This is a genomic window from Candidatus Endomicrobiellum trichonymphae (genome assembly GCF_002355835.1).
GTDB lineage: Bacteria > Elusimicrobiota > Endomicrobiia > Endomicrobiales > Endomicrobiaceae > Endomicrobiellum > Endomicrobiellum trichonymphae.
Genome location: NZ_AP017459.1, coordinates 68,563 through 85,932, shown reverse-complemented (window position 1 = coordinate 85,932; position 17,370 = coordinate 68,563). Strand labels below are relative to the sequence as shown.

14 protein-coding genes and 3 pseudogenes are annotated in these 17,370 nt (G+C 33.0%); 6 read left to right on the top strand and 11 right to left on the bottom strand.

Translation table 11 applies throughout. From position 1 onward, the window contains the following. The first annotated feature begins 111 nt into the window (after positions 1–111). Positions 112–2,745, top strand: a complete 2,634-nt coding sequence (gene alaS, locus RSTT_RS00400) for an alanine--tRNA ligase (protein ID WP_096525279.1) — start codon at positions 112–114, stop codon at positions 2,743–2,745. Positions 2,746–3,077: 332 nt separating this feature from the next. On the opposite strand, the gene RSTT_RS00395 is transcribed toward alaS, so the two are convergent. Both RSTT_RS00395 and RSTT_RS00390 read right to left on the bottom strand, forming a co-directional pair. Beyond that, positions 3,078–3,263: a hypothetical protein gene (locus RSTT_RS00395; protein WP_095558650.1), complete on the bottom strand. Its 186-nt coding sequence runs from the start codon at positions 3,261–3,263 to the stop codon at positions 3,078–3,080. Positions 3,264–3,443: 180 nt separating this feature from the next. Continuing rightward, positions 3,444–3,710, bottom strand: coding sequence for a Panacea domain-containing protein (locus RSTT_RS00390; RefSeq protein ID WP_096525278.1), 267 nt, complete (start codon positions 3,708–3,710; stop codon positions 3,444–3,446). Here RSTT_RS00390 and RSTT_RS00385 point away from each other — a divergent pair. Beyond that, positions 3,689–4,138, top strand: a pseudogene (locus RSTT_RS00385) (site-specific DNA-methyltransferase); the annotation flags it as partial. The gene RSTT_RS00390 and the pseudogene RSTT_RS00385 overlap by 22 nt on opposite strands. A 24-nt stretch (positions 4,139–4,162) precedes the next feature. Then, positions 4,163–4,849 (top strand): annotated as a pseudogene (locus RSTT_RS06895) (TdeIII family type II restriction endonuclease). Positions 4,850–4,973: 124 nt separating this feature from the next. Here the strand turns inward: RSTT_RS06895 and RSTT_RS00375 are convergent. The 6 genes and pseudogenes from RSTT_RS00375 to RSTT_RS00345 form a co-directional block, all read right to left on the bottom strand. Beyond that, on the bottom strand, positions 4,974–5,282 hold the full coding sequence (locus RSTT_RS00375; protein WP_096525277.1) for a hypothetical protein: 309 nt from the start codon (positions 5,280–5,282) through the stop codon (positions 4,974–4,976). Further along, a pseudogene (locus RSTT_RS06725) lies at positions 5,260–5,658 on the bottom strand (caspase family protein); the annotation flags it as partial. The gene RSTT_RS00375 and the pseudogene RSTT_RS06725, both read right to left, overlap by 23 nt. A 55-nt stretch (positions 5,659–5,713) precedes the next feature. Further along, entirely contained in the window at positions 5,714–5,914 is a 201-nt protein-coding gene (locus RSTT_RS06720) for a caspase family protein (RefSeq protein WP_096525275.1), read from the bottom strand. A gap of 488 nt (positions 5,915–6,402) precedes the next feature. Continuing rightward, the gene (locus RSTT_RS00355) at positions 6,403–9,408 is read right to left on the bottom strand and encodes a type I restriction endonuclease subunit R (protein WP_096525274.1); all 3,006 of its coding nucleotides are present in this window, start codon (positions 9,406–9,408) and stop codon (positions 6,403–6,405) included. After that, entirely contained in the window at positions 9,408–10,052 is a 645-nt protein-coding gene (locus tag RSTT_RS00350) for a restriction endonuclease subunit S (protein ID WP_096525273.1), read from the bottom strand. Before RSTT_RS00350 ends, RSTT_RS00355 begins: the two co-directional genes overlap by 1 nt. Further along, positions 10,052–11,764, bottom strand: a complete 1,713-nt coding sequence (locus tag RSTT_RS00345) for a type I restriction-modification system subunit M (protein WP_096525272.1) — start codon at positions 11,762–11,764, stop codon at positions 10,052–10,054. Before RSTT_RS00345 ends, RSTT_RS00350 begins: the two co-directional genes overlap by 1 nt. Positions 11,765–12,029: 265 nt before the next feature. On the opposite strand from RSTT_RS00345, the gene RSTT_RS05855 reads away from it, so the two are divergent. From RSTT_RS05855 to RSTT_RS00335, 3 genes are all read left to right on the top strand, one after another. Next, positions 12,030–12,260 carry a Fic family protein gene (locus tag RSTT_RS05855; protein ID WP_149029995.1) on the top strand — a complete coding sequence of 77 codons (231 nt, stop codon included), beginning with the start codon at positions 12,030–12,032 and terminating at the stop codon, positions 12,258–12,260. A 216-nt stretch (positions 12,261–12,476) separates the two neighbouring features. Next, positions 12,477–12,653, top strand: coding sequence for a Fic family protein (locus RSTT_RS00340; RefSeq protein ID WP_096525271.1), 177 nt, complete (start codon positions 12,477–12,479; stop codon positions 12,651–12,653). A gap of 87 nt (positions 12,654–12,740) precedes the next feature. Beyond that, positions 12,741–12,941 (top strand): hypothetical protein, encoded by a 201-nt coding sequence (locus RSTT_RS00335; RefSeq protein WP_096525270.1) that lies wholly within the window; start codon positions 12,741–12,743, stop codon positions 12,939–12,941. A gap of 292 nt (positions 12,942–13,233) precedes the next feature. On the opposite strand, the gene RSTT_RS00330 is transcribed toward RSTT_RS00335, so the two are convergent. Genes RSTT_RS00330 through RSTT_RS00320 form a run of 3 tightly spaced genes read right to left on the bottom strand, consistent with a single transcriptional unit; the run spans position 13,234 to position 17,232 of the window. Then, positions 13,234–14,757: a hypothetical protein gene (locus RSTT_RS00330; protein WP_096525269.1), complete on the bottom strand. Its 1,524-nt coding sequence runs from the start codon at positions 14,755–14,757 to the stop codon at positions 13,234–13,236. After that, positions 14,748–15,869 (bottom strand): hypothetical protein, encoded by a 1,122-nt coding sequence (locus RSTT_RS00325; protein WP_096525268.1) that lies wholly within the window; start codon positions 15,867–15,869, stop codon positions 14,748–14,750. Before RSTT_RS00325 ends, RSTT_RS00330 begins: the two co-directional genes overlap by 10 nt. A gap of 4 nt (positions 15,870–15,873) precedes the next feature. After that, the gene (locus RSTT_RS00320) at positions 15,874–17,232 is read right to left on the bottom strand and encodes a hypothetical protein (RefSeq protein ID WP_096525267.1); all 1,359 of its coding nucleotides are present in this window, start codon (positions 17,230–17,232) and stop codon (positions 15,874–15,876) included. Between the last annotated feature and the right edge of the window lie 138 nt (positions 17,233–17,370).

Below are 17,370 nucleotides of genomic sequence, written 5' to 3'. Positions count from 1 at the left end.
GTCTCTCTATGACTGCTTTTTATGTTATAAAGAAGAAAACTTGGGTCAAATACAAAAACGCCGCGTCAAAAAATTGAGTTAAAAGAGGAATTTTGATACACTTTTCATATTATGGATAAGTTATCATCAAAAATCAGAGCGGAATTTTTAGGATTTTTCAAGAACAGCGGATGCGCTGTCGTTCCGTCTGACTCGCTTATCCCTGCCGGGGATAAAACGCTGCTCTTTACTTCTTCGGGAATGGTGCAGTTCAAACAGCATTTTCTGGGACAAAGTAAAGATTCTTTTACAAGAGCAGCAAGCTGCCAGAAATGTTTCAGAACGTCAGACATCGATCAGGTAGGAACAACCGCAAGACACCTTACATTTTTTGAAATGCTCGGAAACTTTTCTTTTGGCGATTACTTTAAAAAGGAAGCCGCGGCTTGGGCTTGGGAATTTTTAACAAAAAACATGTCGCTGCCCAAAGATAAACTATACATAACCATTTATAAAGATGACGACGAAGTTGCCGGGATTTGGAAGAATATCGCTCCTGCAAACAAAATTATAAAAATGGATGAAAAAACAAATTTTTGGAATATGGGCGAGACAGGTCCGTGCGGTCCGTGTTCAGAAATTTTAATAGATTTGGGGCAAGAGACAGGCTGTGGAAGCCCCGCATGCTGTCCGGAGTGCAATTGTGACAGATATCTCGAGATATGGAACCTTGTCTTCACGCAGTTTGACAGACAGCCTGACGGTTCATTAAAAAATCTTCCCAGAAAAAACATCGATACAGGTATGGGTCTTGAAAGACTGTCAGCGACGGTAAACGGCAGAAAGAACGTTTTTGACACTGATTTGTTTATGCCTGTGATGGAAAATGCTGCAGAGATTTTAAAGATAAAAAATGAAGGCAGCAATATATCAAAGTTGAGAATGATTGCTGATCACTCAAGAGCGGTAACCTTTTTAATTTCAGACGGCATACTGCCGTCAAACGAAGGAAGAGGTTATGTCTTAAGAAGAATTCTAAGAAGAGCTTTAAGACAGGGGAAATTTTACGGATACAATAAGCCGTATATAAATGAACTTGTTTCAGACGTACTTAAAATTATGGAGGCTGCCTATCCGGAACTTTCGTCAAAATTAAGCAATATACGATCCATTGTCAAAACCGAAGAAGAAAAATTCCTAGAAACGCTTGAATCAGGATCTGAAATACTTTCCAGCATTATAAACTCTTACAAATCTAAAGACATAAATATTATAAGCGGCAAAGATGTCTTTAAACTCTATGACACTTACGGATTTCCGCACGATTTAACAAAAGAGATGGCATTTGAAAACGGATTGGAGATTGACGAAGACAAATTTAAATTCGAACAGAAAAAAGCGCAGGAAAAATCGCGGGTCGCATGGTGCGGATCAGGCGAAAGAGACATAACTTTTTATTCAATACTGCGCAAAAAGACAGGCGATACGGTGTTTACCGGATACGATAATTACGCAAGCGAAAGCAGAGTTTTGGCTTTAATAAAAGACGGCAGCGAAATCAGCGAATTAAAAACCGGCGATAATGGCGAGATTATACTTTCACACTCTTCTTTTTATGCGCAGTCCGGCGGTCAAAGCGACGACAAAGGAAAAATAGCAAACAACTCTTTTGAAAGTATCGTTGAATATATCTTCAAACCCGCGGGAAATTTGTTTGTGCATAAAGTAAAAGTTCTAAAAGGTCTAATAAAAATTAATGATGCTGTATCTACAATAATTGACATTGAACGCAGGAAACAAATTGCAAGACATCATACGGCTGCGCATCTGCTTCACAAAGCGCTTCGCGAAGCGTTCGGCGGACATATAACTCAGGCGGGATCTCTAGTTGCAAGAGATTACTTTCGTTTTGATTTTACGCATTTTTCCGCGCTCAAAAAAGACGACTTAATTAAAATAGAAAAAAGAGTCAACTCCATTATAAGATTAAATTCAGAAGTGCGTATTGAAACTATGGCAATAGCGAAAGCGCGAAATGCCGGAGCAATGGCATTATTTGGCGAAAAGTACGGCGACGAAGTAAGGACTGTTTTAATAAAGAATGAAAGCGGAGACGGCAATTATTCAATGGAATTGTGCGGCGGAACGCACGTCAGCAGAACCGGCGATATAGGCATTTTCAAAATCATATCGGAATCATCTGCCGCCGCAGGAGTAAGGCGTATAGAAGCGGTTGCAGGCATAGCTGCAGAAAATTATATTCTTGATGAAGAAGCCGTAATTATAAAAACTTCGAAAATATTAAACGCTTCAAAAGAAGAACTTGTAAATAAAGCGCATAAATATATATCCGATTATAAAAAACTTGAAAATGAATTCAAATCTTTAAAAAGCAGTCTGATATCAGGCGAGATAGATTCTTACGCCAAAGAAGTCAAAAAAATTAACGGAATAAACTTTTTATCTGTCATTGCAGACAAAGCAGATATAAAAGCGCTGAGAACCATATCCGATCAATTAAAAGAAAAATTGAAGTCTGCCGTATTATTAATCGTTTCTAAAAATGAAGACAGAGCATCTTTTATATTATCCGCTACAGCAGACTGCGTGCAAAAAGGAATCAATGCTGGGAAAATTGCGAAAGCTTTTGCAGCGTCTATAAACGGTTCCGCCGGAGGGAAACCTGATTTTGCTCAAGGCGGGTCAAAAGACTTGTCAAATTTAAACGATGCCGTAAAAAATGCGCACAAATATATTTTATTATAAATACTAATTTTCTAGACACATCTCGCTAAAATAGAAAAGAACATCACTGTTTTAATGTTGTTTATTAAATATGAGGTAAAAAAATGGAAATTATGGAAATAATAACCTTAGTATGTCTGGTTTATGTAGTTATTTTTATGATTATGGCGCTCATTGCCACTGCGATCGGACTGTGGCTGTTGCTGCAATTTGCTAAACGAAAATTAAAGGAAGACTAAAAAGAACCGCAAAAAAATTATAAAAACATTATTTTTCTATTTACTCATTCCTGCCTAACAAACTGCAGTTTCTGACGACAACTGATTGGAGCGGCTGGTATATTGTTTTTAATATTATCCAAAATTCTTCTCTATAAAAGCCGAAAGTCTTTTTTTATTCTCATTTTCTTGTTCTGATTTGTAATACATTTCTATAAAAGTAACTTTTTTCTCTTTTTGTTCAAAAACATATATAACCCTTAAACCGCTTCTGCCGCCTTTACCTTTTAAAAACTTACATGCCATTTTTCTTACTTTCATTGAACGATAATCAGGACTACAAAAACCTTGTATTGGCACGACAGCTTCAGTTTTAACATTTTTAAGATGATATTATCTCTATTGCCGATTTTTTCATAGTTTCAAAATCTTCTTCCAATGTACTAAATTTCTTTAGAAGTTTTTTTAAAGTCTTTGTAAAATTCAGAAATCTGAGAATAATTAATCAGCTTCATACGATCTAACAGAAGTAGCATCCGTCCTGTAAAAGACGCTTTCATAATCAATAACTTCGCCGTCTTTTGCAGAAATCCATGGAATATCTTCATGAGAAAGGTCTGATAATGCTTTTGCCGATTTATTAGAATATTTATCTAAAGTGACATCAATGTGTCTTCTTTCACGCTCTGATAAACCAGATAAATCTGCCGGTCTTTTAGGCAAGTATTTTATCTGTTCGTAATAATACCCTGATTTTAAGTCGTACAATGCGCTCGTGCAGGGCGACTACGCATTCAGATTTGGCGACGCTGACAGAACCTGTATCGGAAATTTATTATTGTTCTAAACATGGAAAAATCTGTAAACCAGTATTTTCAATTATGAAATGGTGGAAAACTTATTCAAAAGATACAATCAAAAGAATAAAAGAATTTGAAAAATTAAAAACCGGAACTCTCCACTACTGTCTGTCAGGAGATGCCAGAACAATTGATATTATTTCAGCGCTTTCTAAAAAACAAAAATCTTTTGCAGATATATTACAGGCAAAAAATTTCAGGAATATTCTCAAGTCCGCCTTATGTCGGTCTTATAGATTACCATGAACAGCACGCTTATGCTTTGATTTTGAAAGAAAAGATGAACTTGAAATAGGTTCTCTGTTTAAAGGACAGGGAAGAGAAGCTCAAAAAGCTGGAATGAAAATTGCGAATACTTTTATGCCGTTTCATACAAGACTGCTGGGCAAAGATAGAATGGCATTATTTTCTTTTATACATTCTTTAAATACAAATTTTGGAACTGCTGTATTTGAGCCGGTTGCGCTTGATGAGCTGGCAAAATCCAATTTTAAGATAACTGATAAACAGATAAGACGCTGGAACACAGATAAGTGAAGGTTCTCAAATGGAAATACAAAATATCATTGATAATATTTCTGCTGCAAATATTAAACCGAATAAAAATGATAAAGCGGAAAGAATAAGAAAAGTAAGTCAAAAAGGTAAAATGCATAAAGTAAAGCTTACTGAAGTAGATATCTTTCTTGAAAAAGCAGATGGTGAAAAATTTTTATTTGATATTAAAACGGCAAACCCCAATAAAGGCGGCTTCAAAGAATTTAAAAGAACGTTATTAGAATGGATTGCAACAATATTTGCGGAAAATCCAAAAGCAAAGGTAAACACATTAATAGCAATCCCCTACAATCCTTATGATCCAAAACCGTATGTTCGCTGGACAATTGCCGGGATGCTAGATATTCCAATGAACTAAAAGTAGCTGATGAGTTTTGGGATTTTTTAAACGACAAAGACACATATAAAGATTTACTTGGCTGTTTCGAACGTGCCGGCATTGAGTTAAGAGGTGAAATTGATAACTATTTAAAAAAATACAATAAGTAATTTTTAACTAGTCTCGGCAACAACAAAGTAGTTTTATAGGAATTCGTTTATATCATTTTACACACAAATTTATAGAAATTGTATATATCAATGAGAACTTCTGGTTCGAACTGCAGGGAATAATTTATATTTCCCCTTCACTCACTAAACGCCAATAATATTTTCCTAAAGCAGTCAACCTACAGAATTTATTTTCCATAGCTACAAAATACATGTCATCTGCCTCAACAGGCTCAACTAAACCTATATTGCAAAATTTTTTTAAAATTTCAAAATCTTTCACTTTCTTATCATCACGTTTGGGATTTTCGGACTCATATTCGGGTGATAACTTTAAATCCTCTGCAGGTAATTTAAAAAGTTCTGTTATTTTTCTTAGAATATTAACGTCAATTTTAGGTTTTGCTTTTCTAATAACACAAGAAGAAGTCAAATTTGATTCTTTGCTCCCAAGCATTAAATGCTTGCTCTATATGTGAATATATTGATGGAATAGATACATTTCCAAGTATATCTGCAGCAGCACCATCTAAAGCTTCACATAATAAAGAAGAAAAAATTCCCATTCCATTTCCATCGACCTCTTCCATAGATGACTGTTTTTCTGTGCTTGCTGTAATTATAGATATGCCTTCAGATAAAAGAACACTCTTATTAGAACCAAAATCTGTAATAGTGCCACATTTTCCACTATAGCAGCAATCTAAGGTAATTAAAATATTTTTTGCTTCAGCACTATTTGCTAAAGACAACAGTTCTCTAACAGAAATACCCCAATCATACTCTTCTGCATCTGTCGTTACTAAATATCCTTCACTAGCACAAACTAGACCATGACCTGAAAAGTGAAAAAATAAAGTATCCTCAGGTTTTGAAAAAAAATTCTATTAATTTTTTTCTTAGTTCTTTTCTAGTTGATACTTTTATTATCTTGTCGCAGTCAAAATTCTTTGTATCATCATAATGTCGTGACAGAATTTTTTCTAAACAATTAACATCAGTTATTGTACCATCTAATGTATTGTTTTGATAATTCGTTAATCCCACAAGTAAAGCTTTATTCATATCGTCTTTCTCCGTTTAGAAGCGCTTTTAAATTATCCCATGTCCATTTATACATTTTATCATTGTTATCTGCTGAAATCGGTTTAATGCAGTTTTTATATGAATATCCATACAAGAGAAAATAAGGCATTCCCAACTTTTTTGTTACAGAAAGTTTTTTTCCAACTCCAGTTGCCCTATTTGTATATTCCCCGCATATCACAATTACAACATTACACATTCTTATTTTTTTCAGCTTTTTCTAACCAACAGTCCTCTAATTGTTCTTTTATTGAGAAGTCTGCTATTTCAAAAGGAGAGTCTGGATGAGCTGCTTGTCCTACTAATAAATTTTTTAATGCTAAGTCATTATCGTAATCAAAACTAATAAATACACGTTTTTTTGAGATAAAAATCCTTTAATTTTCTTATTTTGTTATTATAATGAAGCGACACCAAGAGTTATTTAAATTTATAAAAAACAGGAATTATCATACATAAAATTTACTTCAATTATCTAGTTCAATTTTTACGGAATCTGTCTTTCTCAATCTATCGTACATATAACCTGACAGAAGTTCTTTAACAGTTTTACCAAATTTCTCATCATCAAGTATTCGTTCACAAAATTCTTTATTCTGCACCATACGGTCAACAACAATAGTCATAAAAGCATCATTAAACGGAAATTTAAAATGCTCTTTAGAATTATTCATTGCTTGCTTGCGTAAATTTTCATCTTTTTCCATATCAGCTATAAATTGCTGCAACACTTTATCCATCACTGTAAAATCTGTTCCAAAACGTTCGTTAAGTTTTTCTATCAGTTCCGATAATGAAGCCGTTTCATATTTTGTATCAACCTTACTGACATATTTATAGTTTTTGAGCGGATTGTTTTCTTCTTCTAAAATAATGCTTCCTTCAAAAATCTTTTGTACTCTATAATACTGCAATGTTATTTCATCATTAAGATTAACTTCATCTCTTTTGTCTTTTGGAAGTTTTCTCAATAAATATTTAGAATAAGCAAAAAATTTATGCATTTTTACATCATCTAATTTTATTATATTGCTTATGAATGAATAGGCGCGTACAAATTTTGTAAGATTTGATTTAAACTCTTCCTGTTCTTCTTCATTTTTGCCTTCATATCTGTCGACAGCCGGATCAATATAACTGTTGAGTATAGAAAAATCTAAATTCTCCTGTTTCTTTGACGGTTTAAAAAAAACATTGGCAAAATTCTCAATTTCCGTGTCCCAATATATTCTAAATTCATCGAGTTTCGATTTAATATCATAAACTATATTAGCATCTGTAGTTTCTTCTATATCGGCGGCTTTGTAATACGGTTTAAAAGATTTTTTTATATCTTCTGCGCTGTTTACAAAATCTAATATAAAAGTATCCTCTTTGCCGGGACAGATGCGGTTTAATCTGGACAGCGTTTGAACCGCTTTAACTCCGCCGAGTTTTTTATCAATAAACATTGTATGCAGTAAAGGTTCATCATAACCTGTTTGATATTTCTCAGCAACCAATAATATCTGATAGTCAGTTCCTTTAAATTTTTCTTTAAGTTCTGTTTCCTTTATATTATTTAATTTTTGCTCAGTAGACTCTTTTCCCTCGTCACTTACTGTTCCTGAAAATGCTACCAAAACTCTAAGCTCTTTTTGATATCCCATTTTCTTAATATATTTTTTAAACTCAAAATAATAGCGGACAGCATGGAGTCTTGAACTCGTCACAACCATAGCTTTTGCTTTTCCACATATTTTATTTTTAGTAACGGAACGAAAATGCTCCACCATTATCTGTGTTTTTTGAGCTAAATTGTGAGGATGCAAACTTAGAAATTTACCAAGCGCTTTGTTGGCTCTACTTTTATCATATCTTGGATCATTCGCTATGGCTTTACCTAGCCGGAAGTATGTTGTATATGTCATATAATTTTTAAGCACGTCTAAAATAAATCCTTCTTCTACCGCCTGTCTCATACTATACAAATGAAATGCTTTCGGCTTGCCGTCGTCTCCCTTATTGCCGAACATTTCAATCGTTGCAGGTTTCGGCGTTGCGGTAAAGGCAAAAAAGGAAAGGTTTTTTAGTCTACCGTGCGTTTTCATTTCTTTTCTGATAATATCTTCGCTGTCAGGAATATTTTTTTCTTCTTTGGCTTCCTCATCTGCTGTTTTCTGCAGCTTTTCGCATTCAGACAGACCTGCCGTATCGTCGCCCAGCACGGCTTTCAGCTTACTACTGGATCCGCCCCCGGTTTGGGAAGAGTGCGCCTCGTCAATAATAACAGCAAAGCGTTTTCCTTTTAATCCTCTTAAATCCTTTACTTCTTCAAGCACAAAAGGAAATTTCTGCAAAGTGGTTATTATAATTTTCCTACCTGTTTTTAAAGCTTCAGCAAGCTGTTTAGAATTAACATCAATTTTAGCAACAACGCCGTCTATATGCTCAAACTGGTATATGGTATCTTGAAGCTCACGGTCTAACACTTTTCGATCTGTAACTACAACAACACTGTTGAATATAATTTTATCATCAGTATCATGCAGGTTTTGCAGATGATGCGCAAGCCATGCTATAGAGTTTGATTTACCGCTTCCCGCGCTATGCTGTATAAGATAATTTTTACCTGAACCGTTTGCTTTAACATCTGCAATAAGTTTTCTGACTGCGTCTAATTGATGATAACGCGGGAAAATAATATTTTCTTTTTTATCTTTAACTTCTAAATGTATAAAGCGGCGTATAATATCGAGCAGACTGTCTTTTTGCAGAACGTCTTCCCATAGATAAGACGTTCTATAACCGCGAGAGTTTAAAGGGTTGCCTTTTCCATGTCCGTCGCCTTTATTAAACGGCAGAAAATATGTATCTGCGCCGCAAAGTTTAGTCGTCATGTAAATTTCATCAGTATCTACTGCAAAATGGACAAGACATCTTGTTTTAAAACTTAATAACAACTCTCTCGGATCTCTGTCATATTTATACTGTTTTTTTGCATTTCCTACAGTCTGGCCGGCAACAGGGTTTTTAAGTTCTATTGTAGAAACAGGCAAGCCGTTAATAAATATCACAATATCTATAGAGTTTTCACTTTTAAGACTGTAATGTACCTGCCTTGTAATCGATAAAATATTTTTTTTGTAATGTTCAATATCTGTCTCGTTCATATTACTTGCAGGTTCAAAGAAACAAAGCTCAAATTTTGCCGGAGTATCTATAATACCGTTACGTAAGAGGTATAACATACCTTTGGATTCCAGTTCTCTGCCAAGTCGTCTTAAAAAACTTTTTTCAGCACCATCTCCGTATTTATTTACAAGTTTTCCCCATTCTTTCGACTGGCTGTTTTGCAAAAATTTAAAAAGCAGAGCAGTATCTAAGGCATATTTTTTATCATAATCCGCAGGATTGCCTTTAATATATCCGTTTTTAAGCAGAATATTTTCTATTTCATTTTCAAAAGTTATTTCTTTTGTTTTTATAGGCACTATATAGCTGCCTTTCCTGTAACCGCTTCGCCGATAATACTTTTGCGGTACTCTTGTAATTTTTTTATCTGCTTTGTTATATTCTCAATAAGATTGTCAATTTTTTCTGTTTTATCGTCAAGAAGGTTTGCTATTTCTTTTTGCTTTTCAAGCGGCGGAATTAGTATGTACACTCTTCCAACGGCATAAGAACTAATCGCGGGATAAGTAACACCTACGGAATTTCTGCTAATTTCTTGAACAAAAAATTCACTCATGCAGTAGAAGTATAAGTATTTTGAATCTATATCTTTAGGAGTAAGTACACAAAACCCTGTGGAACATATATATTTATCGTGTTTTTCAATATACGCTATTGCTCTTAGATAAGTCCTTACAGTTGAAACAATAATATCCCCTTTTTTTACAACCATCCTTGCACTTGAAGGACTCTCTTTAAATATCATCTCTGTTGTTTTATCAATTCTTCCATTAGAAACGCTTCCAATATCTATGTATTCAAATTTATAATCGGGGTCTGTTTTCTCGGCTAGATTTTCTTTATCCAGTTCAGCTATGTATTTCAATTTTTTAATTTCCCAGTCCACCGGAATATCGCCTATCCATTCAATCCCGCTGGGTTTATATTTTGAATATAATTCCATTATTTAATAAGCTCCTGAAAAGCCTCGTCAATATCTTTTTTAAGACATTCTATTTCTTTCATAATTTCTTGACTTGAACGCAGCGGAACAACCTTATAAAAACATCTTGTAAAAGGAATTTTGTAGCCTGTCTTTGTCTTACTCTCATCAATCCATGCATCAGGCACATACGGCAAAACTTCGCGTTTAAAATATTCATTTACATCTTCTTTTAACGGCACTGTTTCTGTATCTCTTAATTCCGCATTTGGTTTTTTATTGCCTTTCTTGTCAAGTTCAGGCTTTCCATCTTTATCATACAAGGGACGATCAATAGTAATTTTTTTATAACCGAAATCGCTGTTATCAAAATCAATATAATTTTCGTCAGATTCATACATTGAATATAAATTGACTAAAGCATTTCTGCTTTTATCGCTTATTTCATTGCGTTTATTGCCAAGAGATTTGCGCATTTTCTCAAAAAAAGATACTCCGTTAACTAAGCGGATTTTGCCTTTTCTGCGATCTGATTTACGGTTGCTTAAAATCCATATATATGTAGCAATGCCGGTATTGTAAAAAAGCTGGTCAGGAAGTCCTATAACAGCTTCAAGAAAATCATTTTCTATTATCCACTTTCTTATTTCATTTTCTCCGCTGCCAGCGTCGCCTGTAAACAACGGGGAACCGTTAAAAACTATTGCTATTCTGCTACCACCGTCTTTCTGCGGAATCATTTTTGAAATCATATTTTGCAGAAAAAGCAATGAACCATCTGATATTCTCGGCGTACCTGCGCCGAAGCGTCCGTTAAATCCTTGTTTTTCTGCCTCGTCTAAAATAAAACTTTGTACTTTTTTCCACTCCACGCCGAACGGCGGATTAGAAAGCATATAATCAAATTTTTCATCTTTAAATCCGTCTTCAGAGAAGCTGTTTCCAAGCACGATCCCAGCCTGACTGTTGCCTTTTATAATCATATCTGACTTGCATATCGCATAAGTTTCCGGATTGAGTTCTTGACCGAAAGGAATAACTTTTATTTTACTGTTGTACTCTTGCAGGGTTTTTTGAGCGACAGCCAGCATACCTCCTGTTCCGCAGGCAGGATCATAAACTTTTATTACTTTACCTTCAGTATTAAGAATATCGCCATCTTCTTCTAAAAGAAGACCAACCATTAACTCAATAACTTCCCTTGGAGTAAAATGTTCGCCGGCTGTTTCATTAGACTGTTCTGAGAATCTGCGAATGAGTTCTTCAAACATATATCCCATCGTTAAATTATCTATGGATTTTTCATCTAAACCCAACTCGGCAAACTTCTGAACTATTAAATAAAGTAAATTTGCTTTTTTAAGCCGTTCAATTGTTATTCCTATTTCAAAACTATCAAGTATTGCTCTTATATCATCTGAAAAACCGTTAATATAATCTCTTAAATTGGTTTCAACAGCGTTGCTATCATCGCGCAATTTTTCAAAATTAAACTTGCTGATATTATAGTAATCATATCCGGTATAGCGTTTAAATACCGGAGCTTTATTTGTTACGGTAAGAGTTTTGTTGATTTCTAAAATCCTATCTTTATGCGGCGCTAAAACGCAGTCAAAACGTCTCAAAACTGTAAACGGCAGAATAACTCTGCCGTATTCGCTTGGCTTGAAATTACCTCTTAGTAAGCCCGCGACGCTCCAAATAAAACTAGCTTTATCTGAAAAACTACTCATTATATTCCGCCTTAAAATAAAACCGCTATCTGATATGCAGGTTGTTTTATCAAGTTTCTTGTTTAGCTGTTTGCCGTCTCATTAAAACTTAATGCGTTTGAATTGTATCATTTTTATATTTCTTTTATCAACTCAATTTAACGGCAGTTTAATGGCATAATTAACGACATAGGAGTGTGTCGTTACTATGCCGTTAAAATTTGAACCTAAATATAAAATTACCAATACCATTTTAAAAAAACTGAGTGAAATATAATCAATAAAAGTGAAGGCTAAATTATTACCCTTGACACTTAAAGTTTTATCAAGCCTTAGAGAATATTCTAAACTCTTTTCAACTCATTATTCAACTATGATTGAAAGAAACAGGCTGACTAAAAAAGAAGCTGCAGAAGTTTTACTTAAACATAAACAGATAAAAGGACGCTCAAGAGATGAAAAAGAAATCAAAGGTTATTATAAAGCTTTTGATGAAATGACAAAACTTGCTATATAGTAAAACTCTTGAAATTAAAGAAAAAGATATAAAAATTCTGCATGGTTATATTACGGACAACGGTAAGTCGAAACCAACAAATTACAGAACAGAATAAAATGTCATAAAGAATCTTAGAAGCGGAAAAATAGTTTGTCTGTCTCATGAAGCAAAAGATGTTCCTAAATTAATGTCAGCATTTTTCGCTTGATTAAATGAAAACAAAATATTGTGCCTATGTTCCTAGCCGCTGTAACTCATTATCAGTTTGTTACAACACATCCTTATTATGACAGCAGCGGCAGAACAGCCAGAATTTTGACAACTCTGGTTTTACATAAATGCGGTTATGAACTTAAAGGCATATATAATTTAGAAGAATACTATGCAAAAAATTTTAGGATGCTCTCATAATTATTATTTTGGCAGAGCTGCTGCAGACATAAAGTCATGGATAGAATAAATATTTTGTGACAGGAATGTTAAAATCTTTCAGCAAAATTGAATAGCATTTTACAAAAGAAAATCTTAACTTTATTTGAAAAGACTTATTTTATTATTACAAGCAAAAATATCAAAGCTTTATTCAGGTTTTCAGACAGAACTGCAAGACAGCTAGCGCAGAAACTTGTAACATCCGGCTTTTTAAAAATTGCCAACAAATCCCAAAAAGCAAGAAAGTACAGTTCGTTAAGAACTTAAATTATTATATAAGCTAATTATATGTGTCAATAACATTATTCAGAATTATTATACTTGTACTTATCAATCCAATTATCGTTGTTATATATTTAGCAAAAAATTGAAAGGATTTTCCTTAAAAACCGTCAATGAACTAACGACGAAAATAAAAATCCCATGAAAAGTCAGCAGGGAATTAAATGTATGCTTCTTTGAGTTTTTAGTTATTATTTTTTTACAATTTTTTGATTATATTGAATAATCAATTCCAATAACGCGTATATCTTTGATATGAATATATTTCTTTCTGGCTTCATCTGCCACGTTCTTGAAGCATTTTTATAAGTTCACTAAAATAAACGCTTTGTTCTTTGATTTCCCAAGAATCTTTTTTTATGCGGGATAACAATAAAATTCCATGCCGATATTTTTTATACTTCAAATATTTTTCAATAAGTTGAGAATCAATTGTATCGCACATATCGGTTCCACTCCAGTTATCCGCAACTTTACATTCTATATTTACACACCAATTTCCATCCCATATTTGCAGATCAGGTTTATTATTAGCAGCCACTTCCGGTTCACGGACCGAAGAATATAGGTTTCGCGATAATTTCCTCAATCCCATCAGTATATATTTCTGGAAATATTTTTCCTTTTTTATATTATCCTGATAAAGTTCTTTCAAGCTATAATCTGAAGTTTCAATATCTGTTTTGATTTCATCCAACTTATCGCAGACTATTCTAAACAGGTCATCTGCGCTTTTGGGAGCAAGATAATCCGATTCTTCTATTTTTATAACATCATCCTCAGCCAGATTCTCTTCATCTATCAGTAAAAGTTCATCAGCAACGCATTGAATTCTTTCAGAATACTTTTTATACTTTTTGTGATTAATTTTTTTTGCTAAATCCAACAAGAGCCTTCTATCATCTTTCCTGAAATTGTTAACACTACTAATGAAATTAAAAATCTGATCTCTAAAACTTTCAGCATTATCTCTTGGTCCAGTCCAAAAAACAGCGCCGTTTTTACGCTGAACGTCGTTATTGGTGTCAATATATTTAAACAACAGCGGCAATAAATCTATAAGTCCGCTATTATCTGCCGTTTTATTTTTAACTTCATAAAATTGACAAAGATATAATTCATCAAAAAGACTTATAAAAAATCGTTGCATTTTTTCTGATTCGTTGCTATATTTTTTTTCTAAGTTTTGTATTGTTTCAGCAAATTTTTTCTGGTCTGTATTGTAAAGTAATCTAAGCCAAATGATTGTATTTTTATTTTCAATATCAGAAATCTTACCTCTGATATATACAACAAGAGCCAAACGTTTTTTGTCATCAATCAAATTCATATTTGTAATAATTTTGACAACATCGCAGATAGATTTAGAATCAGGCTGGTTTTGTATGCGTCCCCATAAATCTTCATAAAATATACTCAAAGCATCACTATCTATCTGAGATAAATTGAAAAGTAAATAATTGTCTGCTTTTAACTCGATTGTTTTATCAATAATCGGCAATATAATTTCTTTTGCGATCTTGGGATAAATTTTAATGCATTTACTTATCCAGTCTGGCAAAAGATTTAATTTCTGTACACCCCAATATATTGCGCGTTTTGCCTGTTCTTCATTTAATTTATTTAAACAGTCAGGACTATCTTGAAAAAATAAATGTAGTCCTGATAATCCTGCAACTGTTTGTTTTAAACTTTTATTTGTTCCGACAATTTCATTTACATATTGATTGAAGTCCAATTCACATATTTGCCAGTATTTTTTTATACCTTCTTTATATGCGCCGGCAATATCTACCCCCATTCATTTTCAATACTAGATATATCTGCCTTATTTTCAAGAGAAAGACCAACAATTATATGCTGATATTCTTTTGCCGCGCATCTGATATCTTCAATATGTTCATTTAAAAATTGTTGATCCTTTTCTTTTTGGACTTTGTATTCACTTATCTTATTTTTAACAGCAATATTAGGAGGATTTAAAAATTCTTTCCAACTTTGACGTTTCTGTTTTGTGTTGAGATACGGTTTTATTATCTGCATCATAGTGCCTGAGTCCGAATAAGTTTTTTTTAAATTACGTAAACAAAAGTTAAATAAATATAAAATGCTATTTTGAGATAAAGACTTATTGTTTGTCTCTTTCAAAAATATCTTCATAATATCATCATTTATTTTATATAGTTTATCGTAAGGGAACCAGTCATAATTTGACTCTTTCAAGGCTTTATACTCTTCTAAGAGCTTCTTAACAAAAGCTAAGTTTATTTCTGGGGTTATTTTCTCTTTCAGATGTTCTAATTCTTCCTCATTCTTAGAGTTTGGATAAAATTTATCATAATTGTACTTATGCAATTTTAATAAGTGATTTGATATCTCATCAGACTTCACGCCGCAGTCAATAAATCTTATAAGTAAGGAAACATAAATAAATACTTCGTTTTCATTAGAAAAATCAAATGATATGCCGTCCAATATAGATTTAATTTCAGATGCATCGGATAGTTTTTGAATAAGCTTAGGATAAACAATTTTTAAATAAGCCATTCCCCCGTTATCGCAACCTTCATTAATATACTTTTTTAGCAAAACTGTGACTTCTTTAAATGAAATATATTCAGGAGACAAATAGTCTTCTAGCAGTGTTCCGATTGTTACATCTGATAATTTTGATATATTTGATAACAAAAACGCTTTTAATTTTTGATTTATTTTTGGATGTTCCTGCCTCAGTAAAATTTCAACTGCACTTGTATAAAAATTTATGCCTATAGTCATGTCTTTTTTAGGGAATAAGTACGCAGTCATTAAGCTGTTAACTTTTCCCTTTAGTTTCCTATCTAAGTTTTTTGCATCTGAATAGTAAAGCAATTGCATAAGAAAAATTTTGGCTAAAAAATTGTTATGTTTCATTCTTTTAAATTAGAATTTCTTTTTTATCAAACTCTGTCAGAGATTCGCAACAATAGGAATATATCACCAAGAATTCCGGGTGAAATTCAATGAGATATTTTCTAAATTCGGGTTCAGTATTGGCAAGAAAAACAGCTGAAATTATAAACGATTTCTTCGGAGAGATTATGCTGTCGCATTTTTGGAAAATCAGATTCTTTATCTCATTATATTTACCTTTCTCAATTCTGTCTTTCAGCCAAAAATGCGCTACATTATCTCTTGATAACTCATCCCAGAATTTAACAGAATTTTCGCCATTTGCTGAGAACAAAGCAGAATTTATAAAAGCATTCAAACAAGACGAATCTTCATTCGGGAACAACTCAGTTAATGAAACATCATTACTGTGAGACGAAGTAGAAAAATCAGAGTATGATTCTCTTTTCTGAATAGATACTGTTTTACAAAACAATGTCGCTGCAGCTAATCGTTTTGACAAACGTTCTATTTTTATCATCGGGAACTGACCGTCATTGCGGCTTTCATTCAGCTCTCTGTGTCTGCGCTGCAGTTTATAACGAAGAAAATCCTCCATTTTATATGTTGTATTCCTGCGCCTTGTCTTAAATTTTAAGAATTCCAAACAATCCAATGGAGTATTAGAATATCCCTGCGCAATAATATCTTTCTCAAAAAAATCCTCATTTTCTTTTAAATACTTTGCAATAAGCCGTTTTTGTTCATTATTCAGTTCTTCCAGAGTATAAATACTTATTTTAATATCGTGTTTTCCTGTATCTGTAGTGCAGTTTGTAGGATCTTTTAAAATTACACTGTCGGAATTAGCAGTGCCGCTGTTTTGTTTCAGCGTATCGATGCTAAGATATTTTTGAATCAGATTATTATCCGCATCTTTTTTCCAGTCTGCTTCTCTAGATGTAAAGATAAATTTAAGTTTAGAGATATGGATTGGCAGATTTTCCAAATCGTTTCTTATTTTACGCAATGTTATTTCAAATGCATCTTGTTTACGGATACCTTGTAATCTGCATTCATCAATAGCATCAAAAAGCAAATATAAATAACTATCGTCATTTTTTAAATCTAATGATTTTATTAATACTTCTATTTTAGATTTAACATCTTGCAAACCCGAGTAAATATCTTTCAATTCAAAATATTTTGAATTGTCTCGATGTTTTGATTGAAATTGTTTGACTTCTATTGTTTTCCCACTTCCTTTATCTCCAAGAATGACAACAGCGTCATTTTCTTTAAGAACAACGTCAATGTTTTCGGGTTTCGAAAACGAAAGAGAGTCTTGAAATTTTACATATTTTCGATTTAATTCAATGTAATCTTGTGAGGAGTTTTCATTCATAATTTATTGTATTATGTTGCGTTGTCAAAATTTGTCTTTTCATAAATACAGAAGAGGAAATCGTTGAGTTCGGCAATCAGACAAATTCATTATTTCAATCTCATATTTAATGTCATTGTTTAGTTCTTTCAGAATTTT